Source organism: Candidatus Dormiibacterota bacterium (assembly GCA_036495095.1).
GTDB lineage: Bacteria > Chloroflexota > Dormibacteria > Aeolococcales > Aeolococcaceae > CF-96.
The window spans coordinates 1-16,574 of sequence record DASXNK010000172.1 but is presented as its reverse complement, the minus strand read 5'-3'; the positions used below and the strand labels follow the sequence as shown (position 1 = coordinate 16,574).

Here is a 16,574-nt window from a genome sequence, read left to right as displayed (position 1 = left end):
CCGTAACCGCCTGCCCCGCCGCCGCCGCCGCCGCCGTCGCCGAAGAGGCCGAAGCCGCCGAAGACGTCGCCTCCGTTGGCGCCGGCGCCGCCGGCCAACGACGACGTGTTGGTGATGGTCGCAGCACCGGTCCCGTTCCCGTTAAGGCCGCCGTCGCCGCCATTGGCAACACCGGCCCCGCCGCTGCCGCCGGCCCCGCCGCTGCCGCCGCCGCAGCCCCGCCCGCCGGCGGCGGGCGCGCCGCCCCCGCCGCCGCCCCCGGTGCCCGGTCCTCCGACGGCGGGCGCTCCTCCGGTGCCGCCGGTCCCCCGTCCTTCCGCGCTCGCGCTGCCGCCCGCACCGCCCCTGGCGCCGCCGCCGGTCGTACCGGGGGTGCGGGCGGCGGTGGCGGTTGCGGCTCCACCCGCGCCGCCGCCGTCTCCCCCCGGACCGGTGCCGGGGGCGCCTGCCGCAGCAGCGGGGCCTCCCCGGCCGCCCGGTGCCCCCGCCCCGGCGCCGCCGGCGATCGCACCGGCAGCGGTCAGACCGGCGGCCTCCCGGCGCCGCACCATCCGGCCGGCGGATCCGAGCCGGGAGTTCCGCCCCGGCGACCTGGCCTGCCGCGCGTGCGGGGAGGCCAACGACCCGGAGCGCAAGTTCTGCAGCCGCTGCGGCACCTCGCTGGCGGCCGCCATCGTGCACGTGCCCTCGGTGCCCTGGTACCGGCGCTGGTGGCAGCGGGTGCGGCGGCTGGTCGACCGGATCCTCCGCCGCCCGGTCCCCGACGCCGGGGCGGCGGTCGCGGGGATCGGCCGCAAGCGGCATCGGCGGCACGTGCTCACCGTCAACTACATCCGGGTGGCGCGCTCCAGCCTCAGCCTTCTGGTGGTGGTGCTGATGCTCGCCTATGCGGCGGTTCCGCCCTTCCGTCAGGCGGTCAACGCCCAGGCGGCGGCGGGGCGGACCGCGGTCCAGCGGCTGTTCAGCCCCTCCTTCAGCCCGGTGCACGCGCTGACCGCCACGGCGAGCTCGCAGCTCGCCGACCATCCCGCCTCCGCCGCCGTCGACGGCTTCAAGAACACCTGCTGGGCGGCCGAGCTCGGCCCCGATCCGCAGCCGACCCTGCTGCTGACCTTCGCTCAGCCGGCGACCATCGACGCCATGCTCTTCACCTCCGGCTCGCCCTCGAACTTCGCCTCCGAGCCGCGGCCGCGGCAGCTGCACATCGCCCTGTCCAACGGCGCCTCGCAGGACATCCACCTGGCCGACCAGGCGGCGCCGCAGCAGGTCGACATCGACCATGGCGGCGGCGTGACCCAGCTGGAGATCCGGGTCGTCTCCGTCTACCCGTCGGCGCAGGGCAACGCCCTGTCACTGACCGAGGTGGAGATGTTCACCCGGAACTGACCGGCGGGAGTGCGCGCCTCTTCGGGCAGATGGCGCTTCCTGGCTCGGCCTCATCCTCACCCCTCGAGCTGGCCGCCAACGAAGGCCGCGGGATCGAGGAGCAGGCCACCCTGGCGCACCTCGAAGTGGACGTGGGGGCCGGTCGACAGGCCGGTGTTGCCCTCGAGGCCGATGACCTGGCCCTGGCGGATCGGGTCGCCGGTGCGCACCGCGATGCGGTCGAGGTGCCCGTAGAGGGTGAGGAAGCCGTCGGCGTGGGCGACGACCACGTAGTTGCCGTAGCCCACCAGCCTGCCGGCGCCGTCGACGCTCTGGGTGGCGAGCAGCACCACCCCGTCGGCGGCGGCGTGCAGCGGCGTGTCCATCGCTCCGGCGATGTCGATCCCGGTGTGGAAGTGGCGGTGGAAGACCCCTCCGTAGCTGAGTGGGGGCTCGAAGGAGAGATCGCTGGGCCCGAACCACTGGCTCACCGGCGCCACCTCGGGAACGACGAAGCGGTCGTGGCGCCGGATGGCCTCGAGCTGGGCGGGATCGAGCCGCGCGGCGGCGGCGAGCCGGGAGGCCGCCGCGGCGATCGCCGCCTCCTGGTTCACCTGGGTGGTGAGGATCTCCAGATCGGCGACCACGACCGCGCGGGCCCGCGGGTCCCCGGCGCCCGCGACCCCGTCGAGGAGCTCGCGACGGCACGCGGCGTCGCCGGCCGCCTCGTGGTAGACGGCGTACTCGTCGGAGAGCCGCTGCACATAGGCGGCGCTGGTGGTGCGGTGCAGGACCAGCAGGCGGGAGAGCGCCGCCGACTGGGCCTGCAGGGCGCGCGAGGGGCCGGTCGCCCCGGGCCCGTCGGGGTCGGCGACGTGTCCGCTGACCAGCCGCGCCAGCCGGCCCACCGCGGCCTCCTCGCGGGCGAGCAGGTCACCCTGGCCGACCAGGTCTCGCTCGACCTCGAGCAGCCGGGTCCACGCCGTCGGGGTCGCCGGGGAGGCGGCGGCCGCCCCTGGCGTGCCCGGGGAGGTGGGAGAGGTGGTCGCGATCAGCGCCACCGCGGGTGCCACCCACTCGAACCCGGGCGCCGGCGGAGCCGGCCGGGCGGCGAGCGGGGGTCCGGTCGAGCTGGACAGCGGAGCGATGCCCCCCACCAGCGCCAGGACGGCGGCGAGCCGGGCCGCTCGCGTGGACAGTCGGGGGCTGCGGCGCTGGGGCGGTGAGGGTCGAGGGCTGCGCCACCCACCCCGGCCGGCGAGCAGCGCGGTCAGCGTCGCTAGGACGACGGCGCCGAGCGGCACCCAGGGCATCGAGCCGCGACCGCGCAGCGTGGTCGCGACCGGCTGCTCCTGCGGCGGTGGCGCCGGGGCGAGGACACCGAGGGCTGTGGCGGCGGTCGCGGCCTGGCCGGGGACGAAGTGGCCGAGCCCCGGCCGCTCCCGCGACAGGGGGCGCAGCAGAACCGCGAGCAGCTCGGCCAGCGAGGGAGGCTCGGAGACCGCCGGGTCGGGGGGTGGTGCGGCCGGGCCGGCCACGGGCGGGCTCAGCGCTGCTCGGGGCGCCGGCGGACGCGGGGCAGGAGCCGGCGGGCCGGGGGCCGGGGGGAGCTGCCGGCCGGGGAGCAGCGGGGAGCCGACCAGGTCGCAGAGGACGACGGTGACCAGGTCGGCGGCGCAGCCGGGCGGTGCGTCCGCCAGGTCGGACGGCTGCCCGCCGGTTCCCTCCAGGCCGGCGCCCGCCGGTCCGACGGGACCGTCCGCCCATCCGGCGAGGGGCAGTGCGACCCCGACCACCAGCTCCACGGCGGCGACCGCGGCGAGCCACCGAAGCGGCCTCCGTCGCGTCATCGCACGCGACGCTCTCATCCCCTGACCACCACCACGCCGTCGATGCTGCCGGTGAAGGGGAGGAAGCCGTCCCACCCCAGGTGGGTCGCGGCGCCGTCGGAGAGGCCGGCGGGGGGCACGGTGTTGGCGGTGCCCACCAGCCTGCGGTCGACGTAGAGGTTGACCAGGGCGTCGCTGCGGATGAGGCAGATGTGATGCCAGGCGCCGTCGTTGACCGCCGCGTATCCGGGCACCACCACCGAGCCGAGCTCCGCGTATGGCATCCCCGAGCTCTGCAGGCGGATGTCCCACGAGCCCACCCCGTCGGCCGCCCTCCGGTTCCCCAGCAGCGCCTGCGGCACCCGGGCCGTGGTGTCGACCGCGAGCTCCACGCAGAAGCCGGCCGCGCCCAGCTCGCCGACGTTCCGGCCGAGATCGACCCCGCTGGTGCCGCCGGTCATCGAGAACGCCTGGTCGGAGCCGGCGCCGGTGGGGCCCGGCGCGTACCCGGTGGCTCCGGTCAGGGTGCCGTCCTGGTGGTCCGGTCCGGCGTCCAGGGCGGTGCCGTCCGCCGGGTAGCGGCTGCCCCGGGGCACCGGGGTGCCGGCGAGGCAGCTCGCCTCGATCGCCGACAGCCCGCCGCCGCCGGGGGCGGCCGGGGTCGCGGCTGCCGGCCCGGAGGCGGCGGCGGTGCCTCCGGACCTGGCCGCGCCGCCCCCGCCGGCCGCGGCGGAGTCGGCGGCCGCCTTGCCCCCGGAGCCGCTCGCCGGGACCGCGGCGGCGTTGGGCGTGACAGCTCCGAGCGAGCCGGTGGTGGCCAGCGTCTGCACGCTCTCCCGGCGGAGCAGGCCGACCAGGAGCACGATGGCCGCCACCAGCACGGCCACGGCGATGGGCACCCAGGCGGGCACCACCGAGCGCACCACGATGGCGCCGTCGAGGTCGATGCGGAGCACCTCGTCGGCCTCCACCGCGACCTGGAACTGGTGCGGCTCGGTCCCGGCGTTGAGTGACAGCGTGGCGGGGCGCACCAGGGTTCGCACCCGGCGCACCGCGCCGGCTGCGAGCTCGAAGGCCGGCTTCCGAAAGCGGACGTCGAGGACGTCGTCGGGATCCGACCCGGTGAGCCGCACCTCGGTGGAGACGTTGCCGTGGTTGGTGACGGTGACCCGGTGGCGGCCGGTGATCCTCGCCCGCGAGCGGCGCGGGGTGAGCACCGCCTGGACCTCGTGGAAGGCGGTGATGTGGACGCCGCCCTCCTCGACCACCGCCGAGCCGTCCCCCGCGCTGGTGGCGACGACGCGGACCCCGAACGGGATCGTGCCCGGGATCAGCCGGTGGGTGCGCGGCGGGCGCAGGTGGAGGACGATCGCGCCCTCGTCGCCGGGGAAGAGGCGGACCGAGTCGGTCTCCGCGATGGCCCAGGGCAGCACCTCGCCGACCACGTCGGCGACGAACTCGTCGACGACCGTCCCGTCGTTGCGGACCCGGACGGTGCAGACCGCCTCCGCACCGGGCTCCACGGTCAGCTGGGCGGGATCGAGCACCACCCGCGTCGCCATCAGCGGGAGCCCGGCGAGTCGTCGATGTGAGCTGCCATCGGTGTGCCCAGACGCTCAGATGAGTCCCTGGCGCAGCGCGTAGGCGACGGCGTGGACCCGGTTGCGGAGGTGGAGCCGGGTGGTGATGTCGTGGACGATGTTCTTCACCGTGCGATCGGAGTAGAAGAGGCGCCGTCCCACCTCGACGGTGTCGTAGCCCTCGGCGATCAACCGGAGCACCTTGGTCTCCCGCTCGGTGAGGCCGGAGACCCTGAGCCCGCGCGGCTCGAGCACGTCGCGCTGCAGCCGGCCCACCCGGTCGAGCAGCCGTCCGAGCAGCTCGGGGGGCATGCTGCCCGAGCCCTGCTCGGCGACCCGCACCGCCTCGATCACGGCGCCGACGCTGGCGGCGGCGCGGAGCAGCAGGCTCACCGCCCCCGCCTCCACGGCGGCGAGCAGGGCGTCGTCGTCGAGGCGGCTGGCGATGAGCACCACCTGCGCGGCGGTGGTCCGGCGGCACGCCCTGATGGTCCGGAGCGTCGCCGCGTCGACCTCGTCGGCGAGCACCACCACCACCGCCGCGTCGCATCCGTCGTCGGTGAGCAGCAGCTCGGGGCGGTGTCGAAGCTGGGCGAGCAGCCCCGCCCGGGAGATGGCGTCGTCAGCGTGGACTGCGATGCGAATGCGGTCGGTGGTGGTCATCGTCGCCATCTGCTCACCCTGCTCATCTGGGCCCGCGATGGGTCAGAGCGTGCCATCCACCGCTTCGCGCGCTCTCAACGGCCGCTCCACGTCCGCTCAACGCGCCGGATGGGCGGCCGCCCGATCGGACGGCCGCCCGCAGCCGGCTCAGAGGCTGGGCAGGGTCACCAGGAGACGCTGCACCGCCGGGGCCACGGGGGTGACCAGGCGGGAGACGTCCATCGCCGTCGCCGACGGAGCCGCCGGAGTGGCGGGCTCGACCGCCGCCGGCGCGGCGTGCTTCGGCGCTGCGGGGGCAGGGCCGGACACGGTGACCTTCACGCTCCAGCTCTTGCCGGTCGTGGGAGGCCTGAGGAGAAGGAGGCCGCCGCTGCGCTCGGCGGAGCTCAGGGTGGCGTCGCCGGCGCGGTGCGCCATGAAGACGGCGTGGGTGCTGCCGTCGCCCCTGCCTCCGGGGCCGAGATCGGGGCCGGCCTGATGGCCGCCACGGCCGCCCCAGCCGGAGCCGCGGCCGCCGCGGCCGCCGCTGACCGTCTGCGGATGGTCGCTGCGGGGCTGGCTCCAGCGCTGGTTGGAGTCGGGCTTGAGGGTGACGTCGATCTCGGTGCCCGGCTTCACGGTGATCGTCTGGCCGCTGTTGGCCTCGGTGAGCGTGACCTTGGTGGCGGCGGGGGTGGGGGCTCCGGGGTTGCCCTTCCTCCGTCCGAAGTCGGGGGTGGCGGCGGTGGTGAGGCTCGCGCTCAGCGGCTGCGACAGCGCTCCCGGGGCTGCGGCGAGGCGCTGATGGCCAAGCGGACCGGCGGCGGCGGTGGTTGCGGCGGCGATGCTGACGGCGGACACACCGGCCAACAGGAGCGTGGAGCTCCGCATGTCATTCCCTCCTCGATTTTGCGCGACACTCACTACACGCTCGAGGCCGGGGCGCCGGGGGACAGGCGGCATCGCCGCCTCCACAGGTCGCTCTCTGAGACCATGCCCTCCGTGACTGCGGAGCAGGTCGACAGCGCCACCACCACCGGCGAGGAGCAGCCCGCCGCCGAGGCCGCCCCGGCGCGCGTCCGCACCCTGCCCAAGCCCGCGAACACCCCCGAGCGCGACGAGATGCGGCGGCTGCTCCGCGAGTACGCCGCCCACCACGAACCCGCCGTCCGCGAGCGCCTCGTCGATCTCAACGCCGACCTGGTGCGCTTCATCGCGCGGCGCTTCGCCAACCGCGGCGAGCCGCTCGAGGACATCGAACAGGTCGGATTCCTCGGCCTGATCCAGGCGATCGAGCGCTTCGACCCGTCGCTCGAGAACGAGTTCAGCACCTTCGCGACCCCGACCATCATGGGCGAGATCCGGCGCCACTTCCGGGACCGGTCGTGGTCGATCCGGGTGCCGCGCCGGCTCCAGGAGAACTACACCCGGGCGATGCGGGCCCAGGAGCAGCTGTCCCAGGAGCTGGGGCGGCAGCCGTCGGTGGCGGAGATCGCGGAGCGGCTCGGCCTCGAGCCCGACGAGGTTCTGGCCGCCCTCGAGGTCTCGCCCGCGCAGCACACCATCTCCCTCGACGCCTCCCGTCCGGGCCGCGACGAGGAGGACGGCTCGGAGCTGGGCGAGCGCCTCGGGCAGGAGGACGAGAACCTCGAGCGGGTGGAGATGAAGGCGGTGCTGGAGCAGGCGATGGCCCACCTCTCCCCGCGCGAGCGCCAGATCATGCTGCTGCGCTTCTTCGAGCAGCTCCCCCAGACCGAGGTGGCGAAGCGGCTGGGAATCTCCCAGATGCACGTCTCCCGGCTGCAGCGGGCGGCCCTGGAGCGGATGCGGCGGGAGTTCCCCGAGCCTCCGCCGGTATGATCCCCCTGCCCGCAGCCGCCGCCGGCGACGGTCTCCGCGGGCCCTTCACCCAGTGAGCCCGTGCGCAGCCCAGAGATCCGGGAACGTTTTCTCCACTTCTTCGAGAGCCGGGGGCATCGCCGGCTGCCGAGCGCCTCGCTCGTCACCCACGATGATCCCTCGGTGCTCTTCACCGTGGCCGGGATGGTGCCGCTGAAGCCCTACTTCCTCGGGCTGCGGACCCCTCCCGCGCCGCGTGCCACCTCCTGCCAGAAGTGCATCCGCACCCCGGACATCGAGGAGGTGGGGCGCTCCCCGCGCCACCACACCTTCTTCGAGATGCTCGGCAACTTCTCCTTCGGCGACTACTTCAAGGAGGGGGCGATCAGCCTCGCCTGGGAGCTGCTCACCCAGGGCTACGGGCTCGACCCCGCCCGGCTGCGTCCCAGCGTCCACCCCGGTGACCGCGACGCCGAGGACCTCTGGGTGCGCATCGCCGGCATCCCCCGCGAGCGCGTCGCCCACCTCGAGGACAACTGGTGGCAGCCCGGGCCCACCGGCCCCTGCGGCTTCGACAGCGAGCTCTACTGGGACTGGGGCGGCCCCTGCTCCTGCGGGCGCGACGACTGCGGCCCGGAGTGCGAGGGCGACCGCTGGCTGGAGATCTGGAACCTCGTCTTCATCGAGTTCGACCAGCCCGAGCCGGGGGTGCGGGTGAGGCTGCCCCGGCCCTGCATCGACACCGGGATGGGCCTGGAGCGGATCACCTCGGTGATCCAGGGGGTGCGGAGCACCTTCGAGACCGACCTCTTCGCGCCGCTCATCGCCGGCTTCGCCGGACGCAGCACCCTGGCCCCGCCCGAGCCGGCTCGCACCGTCTCGCTGCGGGTGCTCGCCGACCACCTGCGCAGCAGCGCCTTCCTGATCGCCGACGGGGTCACCCCGGGGAACGAGGGGCGCGGCTACGTGCTCCGCCGGATCATCCGCCGGGCGGGGCTCCACGGGCGGCGCCTGGGGCTGCGGGGCGGCCTCGCCGCCGGGGTGGGCGACCTCCGCGAGGTGATGGGCGCCGCCTACCCCGAACTGGTCGAGCGGCGCGAGCACATCGAGCGGGTGCTGCGCGGCGAGGAGGAGGCCTTCGGCCGCACCCTCGTCCAGGGCGTGGAGCGGCTCGAGGCGCTGCTCGCCGAGGGCGGTGGGCACATCTCCGGCGCGGACGCCTTCCGCCTCCACGACACCTTCGGCCTGCCCGTCGAGATCACCGCCGAGGTGGCCGCCGAGAACGGCGCCGAGGTCGACCTGCCCGCCTTCGAGGCGGCGATGGCGGAGCAGCGGGCGCGCAGCCGGGCGGGCGCCGTCAAGCACGGCTTCGAGGGCGGGGCGGCGCTGCCCGCCACCGCCTTCGTCGGCCACGACGCCCTGGTGGCCGAGGCCGAGGTGGTGCGCATCGGCGACCGCGAGGAGCGGCCCGAGCTGGCCGCGGGGGAGAGCGCGGCGGTGCTCCTCGACCCCAGCCCCTTCTACGCCGAGGGCGGCGGCCAGGTCGGCGACACCGGGACTCTGGAGTGGGACGGAGGCCGGGCCCGGGTGACCGACACCCAGCCGGTCCCGGTGAGCGGCGCCCGGGTGCATGCCGTGACCGTCGAGGCGGGCTCGCTGACCCCCGGCCGGCGGGTCAGCGCCCGGGTCGACGCCCCCCGGCGGGCGGCGGTCGCCCGCCACCACAGCGCCACCCACCTGCTCCACCGGGCGCTGCGGCTGGTGCTCGGCGAGGAGGTGGTGCAGCGCGGATCCTGGGTGGGACCCGACCACACCACCTTCGACTTCAACTTCCCCCGGGCGCTCACCGCCGCCGAGCTGGTGGAGGTCGAGCGCACCGTCAACGACGCCATCCGCCGCAATCTCGAGCGCACCGCGGTGGTGATGCCGGTCGCCCAGGCCCGGGCCCAGGGCGCGGTGGCGCTCTTCGGCGAGAAGTACGGCGAGGAGGTCCGGGTGGTCGACTTCGGCGGCTGGTCGCGCGAGCTCTGCGGCGGCACCCACGTCACCCGCAGCGGCGACCTGGGCGCCGCCATCCTCCTCTCCGAGTCGAGCGTCGGCCAGGGGCTGCGCCGCATCGACATGGTCGCCGGCGAGGCCGCCGAGCACCGCTGGGAGCAGGACGCCACCGTGCTCCGCGAGGCCGCGACCGCGCTGAGGGTGCCGCCGGACGAGGTCCCGGACCGGGTGGCCACCCTCCAGGCCAACCTTCGCCGGCTGCAGCGCGAGCTCGAGGAGGCGAAGCGCCGGGCGCTGAGCGGGGGCGGCGCGGGGAGCGCCGTGGAGGAGGACGTGGCCGGGGTCCGGCTGCTCCACCTCCTCCTCGACGGCGGCGCCGGGGCGGCCGAGGTGAAGGCGGCGGTCGACGGCCTCCACGCCGACCGCCTCGGCGGCGACGGCGTCGCCGTGGTGGTGGGGGAGAGCACGCTCGCGGTCAAGGTGGGGGCCACCCCCCTCGGCCGCGGCCTCCGCGCCGGCGATCTGGTGCGGGCGGCGGCGGCGGCGACCGGCGGCAGGGGCGGCGGCAAGCCCGAGTTCGCCAGCGGCGGTGTCGGCGATCCCACCCGCCGCGGCGACGCCGTGGCCGCGGTGCGCGAGGCCATCGCGGCGGCGGGGAAGGGGGCCTGATGGGCAAGCGCAAGTTCTCGCTGCTGCGCCGGCGCGAGGAGTTCCACAGCCACTACACCGCCATCGACATCGGCACCGAGGTGGTGAAGGCGCTGGTGGTGAAGCGTGAGGAGGACCGCGGCATCGTCATCGGGGTCGGCAAGGTGCGCCAGTCGCTGACCGACATGCAGGCGGGCGCGGTCTCCGACATCCAGGCGGTGATCGACAACGTCGACCGCGCCCTCACCGAGGCCGAGGACATGTGCCAGCTGGTGCCCGGCCAGGCGGTGATCGGCATCGCCGGCGAGCAGATCAAGGGGTTCAGCACCTCGGTCAGCGTGCCCCGGGCGCAGTCGCAGACGCGCATCACCCAGGCGGAGGTGGCGCAGAGCCTGCAGATGGTGCAGCGCCGCGCGCTGCGCGAGGCGGTGCGCCAGATGTCGCAGGAGATGGGCGTCCCCGAGGTCAACGTCAAGCTGGTGCACAGCGCCATCACCAGCATCCGCGTCGACGGCTACCCGGTGAGCAATCCGCTCAACTTCCAGGGGCGCGCGCTCGACATCACGATCTTCAACACCTTCGCGCCGCTCACCCACATCGGCGCCCTGCAGACCATCGCCCAGGAGCTCGATCTCGAGCTGGTCGCCACCGTCGCCGAGCCCTACGCGATGGCGCGGGGGTGCGCCAACGACGAGGTCTACGAGCTCGGGGGCATCTTCGTCGACATCGGAGGGGGCACCACCGATGTCGCCCTGGTGCGCAACGGCGGCATCGAGGGCACCCGGATGTTCGCGCTCGGCGGCCGCGCCTTCACCCGCCGGGTCGCCGGCGAGCTGGGGATGTCGCTCGAGCAGGCCGAGCAGTTCAAGCTCGCCCACGGCGCCGGTACCCTCGCCGCCGACCAGCGCAAGCTCGCCCACGACGCCGTCAACCCCAACGCCGAGGTGCTCGCCCAGGGGGTGGCGCTGGCGCTGGAGGAGATGGCCCACGGCGAGGCGCTGCCCCCGGCGATCTACCTCGCCGGCGGCGGCGCCGCCCTCCCCGAGGTGGCCGACCAGCTCCGGGCGCTCAACTGGACCGAGCACCTGCCCTTCCCGAAGCCGCCCACCATCGAGGTGCTCCGGCCCGAGGCGGTCAGCGGCGTCTACGACAGCACCGGCCTGCTCACCGGCACCCAGGACATCACCCCGATGGGCCTCGCGTACCACGCCATCCAGCTGGATGACGAGGAGGACCAGCCCCTCGGCGGCGTGATGCGGCGGATCATGCGAGCGATGAAGGTCTGACCGATGGCGAAGATGGTGTACGTCGACCCCGACGAGGAGATCACGGAGCTCGTCGAGCGGATCCGCGCCGCCGGCGACGAGTCCGACCTCGTCTTCATCTTTCCCAGCCAGGCGCGGGTGCTGCTCAGCCCGCTCAACCTGCGCCTGCTCCAGCAGTACAGCCGCTCCAACCTGAAGAGCACCGCGATCGTCAGCGGCGATCCGCGAGTGCAGGGGCTGGCCCGCGAGGCCGGCTTCGCCACCTACGCCTCGGTGCAGGCGTACGAGCGCGGCATGGAGGTGGTGCGCCCGGCCACCGACGGCGCCCACGGCGACGGGGTGGCGGCCGCGGCCACCGCGGACCTCGCCGCCGAGCCGGTCGACGACACCTGGGCCGACCACACCGTCCCGGCGCCCGTGCCCCCGGGTCCGCGCCGCCCCCGCGGGGGGCTGCCGGGGATCGCGGCGAGCACCGACCGCCGCCGCCTGTACATGGTGGCGGGGGCGATCTTCGTGCTCGGCTTCCTGCTGCTCTTCCTGGTGGCGCCCTCGGCGAAGGTCACGATCACCCTCAAGGCCACCCCGGTGGAGCTGAGCAAGCAGATCCAGGGCACCAGCGACCCCAGCGCGGCCCAGGGACCCGACCGGGTGCTCACCAAGGCGGTCACCGACGACGAGAGCCAGCAGTTCACCGCGAAGCCCACCGGCCAGAAGCAGATCCAGGCGGTGGCCGCGACCGGCGGCATCGTGCTCACCACCGACGAGCCCTACCCCTTCTGCGCCAGCAACGGCTTCCCCCGGGGAACCGAGTTCTCGACCGGGGGCGGCAGGCCGGTGAAGTTCGTGGTCAGCCAGGACACCACCAACACCCCCGACGGGCAGTACTGCGTCCCCGCGGCGACCGCCGGCTCCCCGGTGAGCAGCTCGCCGCCGATCCCGGTCACCGCGGAGTCGACGGGCGGCTCCGGCAACGTGCCGGCGGGGTCGATCACCCAGTGGCTGCCGCCTCCCAACAGCCCCCCGGGAACCACCACCGGCAACCCCTGCGGGCCCCAGGACCAGGCCAGCCGCCGCTGCGACCTCGGGGTCACCAACCCCGCGGCCACCGGGGGCGGCATCGACCAGCACACCGTCGTGGTGGTGAGCGCCCAGGACTTCAAGGGGTTCAACGACCAGGTCACCCAGCTGAAGCAGCAGCTCAGCGACAAGGCGCGCAAGGCGATGCAGGACCACGCCCAGGGCGACGTCTTCGCCATCGACCCCAGCCAGCAGGGCCTCACCCTCTCGACCGAGGTCGCCCCGCCCGTCCCCAACTCCGGCGACGAGTACAAGGAGACGACGATCACCGTCACCGTGCACGGCCGCGCCGCCGCCTACAACCCCGACGACGTCCGCCGTGTCTTCACCACCGACCTGAGCTCGCAGATCCCCCAGGGCGAGACCCTGGTGGAGCAGCGCCTCACCGGCCCCGACATCCAGCAGGCGAGCGACGACGGCACCGTGGTCTTCAGCATCCGCGGCACCGGCTTCAGCCAGCCGATCGTGGACCTCAACAAGCTGAAGGAGACGTTCACCGGGCAGGGCGAGGACGCGGTCGGCCGCAAGGTGCGCTCCGAGTTCGGCGACCAGGCGAGCACCAGCATCTCCCGTGCCATCCCCTTCTTCGTGCTGCCCTTCTTCTCCAGCCGGATCTCCGTCGACGTGCGCGTCGTCGCCGAGGGCTCCTCGTGAGCGCCGCACTCCCCGGGGTGACCCTGGGCCTCGACGCCGGCAGCGTCCGCGTCGGGCTGGCCGCCACCGATCCCACCGCCACCATCGCCAGCCCGGTGGCGACCCTCCTCCGCCGCGACCGCGGGTTCTGGGAGCGGGTGCGCGAGGAGGCCCGCGCCCGCGGCGCCGAGCGGCTGGTGGTGGGCCTGCCGCTGCGCCTCGACGGCACCGAGGGTGACGCCGCCGCGGCGGCGCGGACCCTGGCGGACGAGGCCTCGCGGCAGACCGGGCTGCCGGTGGAGATGTGGGACGAGCGGCTCAGCAGCGTCGCCGCCGAGCGCGCCCTGCTGGAGTCGGGGATGCGCCGCGACCGCCGCCGCGAGGCCATCGACGCCGTGGCCGCGGCGATCATGCTCCAGGGCTGGCTCGACGCCGCACGCCGGCGCCCGGGCGTGCGGCGGCCGCAGAAAAGCGCGCCCGCTTGAGCCCGCGGCGAGCCCGGGGCGGCCGCGGCCGCCGGTCGCGGATCCTCCTCGCGCTGGCGATCGTCGTCGTCGTGATGCTCGCGGGGGTCGGCGGCACCGCCCTCTACGCTCGCTCCCAGCTCGACGCGCCGGCCTCGGGGCACGCCAGCGCGGTGGCCATCGACGTCGCCGCCGGCGAGACCCTGGACGGGCTGGTCACCGACCTCCAGTCCCACGACCTGGTGCGCAACCCCCTCTGGTTCCGCTGGTACGCGAAGTGGCGTGGCCTGGGAGGCGAGCTGAGGGCGGGCCGCTACCGCCTCGACACCGGCATGGGCGCGACAGCCCTGATCGCCCGGCTGGAGATGCCCCCCGACGCCCGGACGGTGAGGGTGGTGATCCCCGAGGGCCTGACCGCGGCGCAGATCGCCGAGCGGGTGCAGTCCACCGGCCTGGGGGTGACCGCCGCCGCCTACCTCGGCGAGGAGCGCACCGGGCAGTTCAGCGCCGGCTTCATCGACGGCCGCCCGGCGGGAGCGCCGCTCGAGGGCATGCTCTTCCCCGACACCTACGAGGTGCCGGTGGGCGCGAAGGCTCACGACGTGGTCGCCCAGCAGCTCCAGGCGTTCATGAGCAAGGCGCTGCCGATGGTGGGCTCGCCGCCGCAGGGCCTCACCCCGTACCAGGCGGTGGTGCTCGCCTCCATCGTCGAGCGCGAGGCGCGCCTGCCCGCCGACCGGCCGATGGTCGCCGGGGTGCTCTACAACCGGCTCGCCAGGGGGATGGACCTGCAGGTCGACGCCTCGGTGATCTACGGAGTCGGGGTCACCGACCGGGCGCCGACCTCCGACGAGCTGAAGCAGGACACCCCGTACAACACCTACATGCACCGGGGGCTGCCGCCGACGCCGATCTCCAACCCGGGGCTGGCGTCGCTGGAGGCGGCCGCCCACCCCGCGACCAGCGACTACCTGTTCTACGTCTCGGACGGATGTGGCCACAACCACTACAGCAGCACCCTGGCGGCGCACAACGCGCTGGTGCAGCAGTACCTGAACAGCCCCTGCCGATGAGCCCGACCGATCTCTGGCTGCTGGGGCACGGCGTGTCCGCCTCGCCCAGCCCGCGCATGCAGGAGGCGGCGCTGCGGGCCCGCGGGGTCGAGGGCAGCTACCGGATCGTCGACGTCGCCCCCGAGCAGCTGGGCGAGGCGTTGCGGCGGCTGCGCGCCGGCGAGGCCACCGGGGCGAACGTGACCATCCCCCACAAGCTCGCCGTCGCCGCCGCCTGCGACCACCTGGAGGGCGACGCCGCGCTCACCGGCGCGGTGAACACCGTGGTGGTGGAGGAGGGGCGGCTGCTCGGCGCGAACACCGACGCCGGCGGGCTCGAGGGGGCGCTGCGCGGCGCCGGGCTGTGGCCCTCGTCCGGCGAGGATGCGGTGGTGCTCGGCGCCGGCGGCGCCGCCGCCGCGGCGCTGCTCGCCCTCAGCCGCGCCGAGGTGGGCCGGCTGTGGGTGGCCGCGCGCCGCCCCGAGGCGGCACGGGAGCTCGCCGCGCGGCTGGCGCCGGTGCTGGAGGCGACCCCGGCCGGCTGGGACACCACCGCCCTCGAGCCGCTGCTCGCCCGCGCCGGGACCGTGGTCAACGCCACCCCCGGCGGCCTCGCCGCGCTTCCGGTGCGCCTCGACCGGCTCGGCGCCGGGTGCACCGTCGTCGACCTCCGCTACCGGCCCCGGCCGGTGGACCTCGTCACCGCCGCCCGGGCGGCCGGCCTGCGCGCCTGCGACGGCCTCGAGATGCTCCTCCAGCAGGGGATGCTGAGCTTCCGGCGATGGACCGGGCTCGAGCCCCCCTGGGAGGAGGCGCGGGCGGCGCTGCTCGCGGCGGTGGACGGATGAACCCCGCGGTGGTGGCGGTCGCCGGCGCGGCCGGGGCGATCGCCGGGCTCGGCGCCGGGTACGCCTCGGTGTGGCTGGAGCGGCGCGAGCGGCTCGAGGAGGAGGAACTCGAGGAGCGGCGCCTCTACGACGACGACTGCGCCCGCGAGGCCGCCGAGGCCGCCGCCGAGGGGCGGGAGCCGCCGGTGGCGCTGCCCTGGAAGGCCGAGCGCTACGGCTGGACCTGGCTGGAGCGCTGGCTGGCGCCGGTGCTCGGGGCGGTGGGCTTCGCCGCCTTCGCCGCCCACGACCCGGTCGGGGCCGGGCTGTTCATCCACCTCCTGTGGGTGACGATCTTCGTCCACGTGGTGGTCTTCGACGTGAAGCACCGGCTCATCCTCAACCGCATCACCTATCCGGCCACGGTGCTGGCGATCGTCCTCTCGCCGCCGTCGCCGGGCCTGACCCTGCCCCACGCGATCGCCGGCGCGGTCGCCGTCTACGTCGTCTTCGTGGTCCAGAGCCTGCTGCTCGGCGGGTCGGTGCTGGGCATGGGCGACGCCAAGCTCGGCGCCGTGGTCGGGGCCACCACCGGCCTCGGCCTCGACTCCCGCCACCTCGGCGCGGTCTATGCGGTGATCGCCGCCGTCCTCATCGGCGGGGTGGCCGCGGCGCTCCTGCTGGTGACCCGGATCCGGGGCCTCAAGGACCCGATACCCTATGGCCCGTTCCTCTGCGCCGGGGCGGCGCTCATCATGTACGTCGGTCCCGCGGGGCCGTAGGGGGAGCAGGGGCTGGGGAGACAGAGGAGGTCAGCGGTGCGCAAGCTGCTCCAGGACGAGCGCGAGATCCGCGTCGCACGCCAGCACTGGTCGATCTTCATCCCCGTGGTGGGCGGCTGCCTGGTGGTCGTGGCGGCTCTCGCCGCGCTCATCGCGGTGGCCCCGTCCCAGGTCTCCGGCGTCGCCCTCGGCAGCGTCAAGAGCTTCGTCCTGGTGCTGGGGCTGGCCGCCGTGGCGCTGATCCTCACCGTCCGCTGGCTGCGCTGGCACTACACCACCTTCACGCTCACCGACCGCCGGGTGGTGGTGGGCACCGGGGTGCTCTCGCGTCACACCGAGTCGATCGCCCTCGACCGCGTCCAGGACACCGCCGTCCGCCAGAGCCTGGTGGCGCGCATCTTCCGGGCCGGCGACGTGGAGATCGAGTCGGCGGGACGCGACGGCTCCGAGGTGCTGGCCCGCATCCACGATCCCCAGGGGTTCAGCAACGACCTGCTCAACGCGGTCGAGGCCCACCGCACCGGCCGCCCCTACGGCGCCGGCGAGGAGGTCACCGGGGCGCCGGAGCCCCAG

Annotated in this window: 14 protein-coding genes; 10 read left to right on the top strand and 4 right to left on the bottom strand. The window is 75.0% G+C overall.

Going from position 1 to position 16,574, the window contains the following annotated elements:
- Nucleotides 1–162 precede the first annotated feature (162 nt).
- The gene (locus VGL20_17480; protein ID HEY2705477.1) at nt 163–1,386 is read left to right on the top strand and encodes a hypothetical protein; all 1,224 of its coding nucleotides are present in this window, start codon (nt 163–165) and stop codon (nt 1,384–1,386) included.
- Between the two features lie 56 nt (nt 1,387–1,442).
- Here VGL20_17480 and VGL20_17475 read toward each other — a convergent pair whose 3' ends face one another.
- The 4 genes from VGL20_17475 to VGL20_17460 all read right to left on the bottom strand — a co-directional run bounded on the left by VGL20_17475 (nt 1,443) and on the right by VGL20_17460 (nt 6,307).
- Entirely contained in the window at nt 1,443–3,215 is a 1,773-nt protein-coding gene (locus tag VGL20_17475) for a M23 family metallopeptidase (protein ID HEY2705476.1), read from the bottom strand.
- A gap of 14 nt (nt 3,216–3,229) precedes the next feature.
- Nucleotides 3,230–4,756, bottom strand: a complete 1,527-nt coding sequence (locus VGL20_17470) for a LamG-like jellyroll fold domain-containing protein (GenBank protein HEY2705475.1) — start codon at nt 4,754–4,756, stop codon at nt 3,230–3,232.
- A 54-nt stretch (nt 4,757–4,810) separates the two neighbouring features.
- A complete protein-coding gene (locus tag VGL20_17465; GenBank protein HEY2705474.1) occupies nt 4,811–5,446 on the bottom strand; it encodes a response regulator transcription factor in 636 nt (211 codons plus the stop codon).
- A 138-nt stretch (nt 5,447–5,584) separates the two neighbouring features.
- On the bottom strand, nt 5,585–6,307 hold the full coding sequence (locus tag VGL20_17460) for a hypothetical protein (GenBank protein ID HEY2705473.1): 723 nt from the start codon (nt 6,305–6,307) through the stop codon (nt 5,585–5,587).
- A gap of 111 nt (nt 6,308–6,418) precedes the next feature.
- On the opposite strand from VGL20_17460, the gene VGL20_17455 reads away from it, so the two are divergent.
- The 9 genes from VGL20_17455 to VGL20_17415 all read left to right on the top strand — a co-directional run.
- The gene (locus VGL20_17455; GenBank protein HEY2705472.1) at nt 6,419–7,276 is read left to right on the top strand and encodes a SigB/SigF/SigG family RNA polymerase sigma factor; all 858 of its coding nucleotides are present in this window, start codon (nt 6,419–6,421) and stop codon (nt 7,274–7,276) included.
- A 60-nt stretch (nt 7,277–7,336) separates the two neighbouring features.
- Entirely contained in the window at nt 7,337–9,922 is a 2,586-nt protein-coding gene (gene alaS, locus VGL20_17450) for an alanine--tRNA ligase (GenBank protein ID HEY2705471.1), read from the top strand.
- Nucleotides 9,922–11,187 (top strand): glutamate mutase L, encoded by a 1,266-nt coding sequence (locus tag VGL20_17445; protein ID HEY2705470.1) that lies wholly within the window; start codon nt 9,922–9,924, stop codon nt 11,185–11,187. Before alaS ends, VGL20_17445 begins: the two co-directional genes overlap by 1 nt.
- 3 nt (nt 11,188–11,190) lie before the next feature.
- Nucleotides 11,191–12,897: a hypothetical protein gene (locus VGL20_17440; GenBank protein HEY2705469.1), complete on the top strand. Its 1,707-nt coding sequence runs from the start codon at nt 11,191–11,193 to the stop codon at nt 12,895–12,897.
- Nucleotides 12,894–13,361 (top strand): Holliday junction resolvase RuvX, encoded by a 468-nt coding sequence (ruvX, locus tag VGL20_17435; protein ID HEY2705468.1) that lies wholly within the window; start codon nt 12,894–12,896, stop codon nt 13,359–13,361. Before VGL20_17440 ends, ruvX begins: the two co-directional genes overlap by 4 nt.
- Nucleotides 13,358–14,413, top strand: a complete 1,056-nt coding sequence (gene mltG, locus VGL20_17430) for an endolytic transglycosylase MltG (protein HEY2705467.1) — start codon at nt 13,358–13,360, stop codon at nt 14,411–14,413. The genes ruvX and mltG overlap by 4 nt, the downstream gene beginning before the upstream one ends.
- Entirely contained in the window at nt 14,410–15,240 is an 831-nt protein-coding gene (locus VGL20_17425; GenBank protein HEY2705466.1) for a shikimate dehydrogenase, read from the top strand. Before mltG ends, VGL20_17425 begins: the two co-directional genes overlap by 4 nt.
- Nucleotides 15,237–16,001: a prepilin peptidase gene (locus VGL20_17420; GenBank protein HEY2705465.1), complete on the top strand. Its 765-nt coding sequence runs from the start codon at nt 15,237–15,239 to the stop codon at nt 15,999–16,001. The genes VGL20_17425 and VGL20_17420 overlap by 4 nt, the downstream gene beginning before the upstream one ends.
- A 36-nt stretch (nt 16,002–16,037) precedes the next feature.
- A partial coding sequence (locus VGL20_17415; GenBank protein ID HEY2705464.1) for a PH domain-containing protein occupies nt 16,038–16,574 on the top strand: 537 nt, incomplete at its 3' end.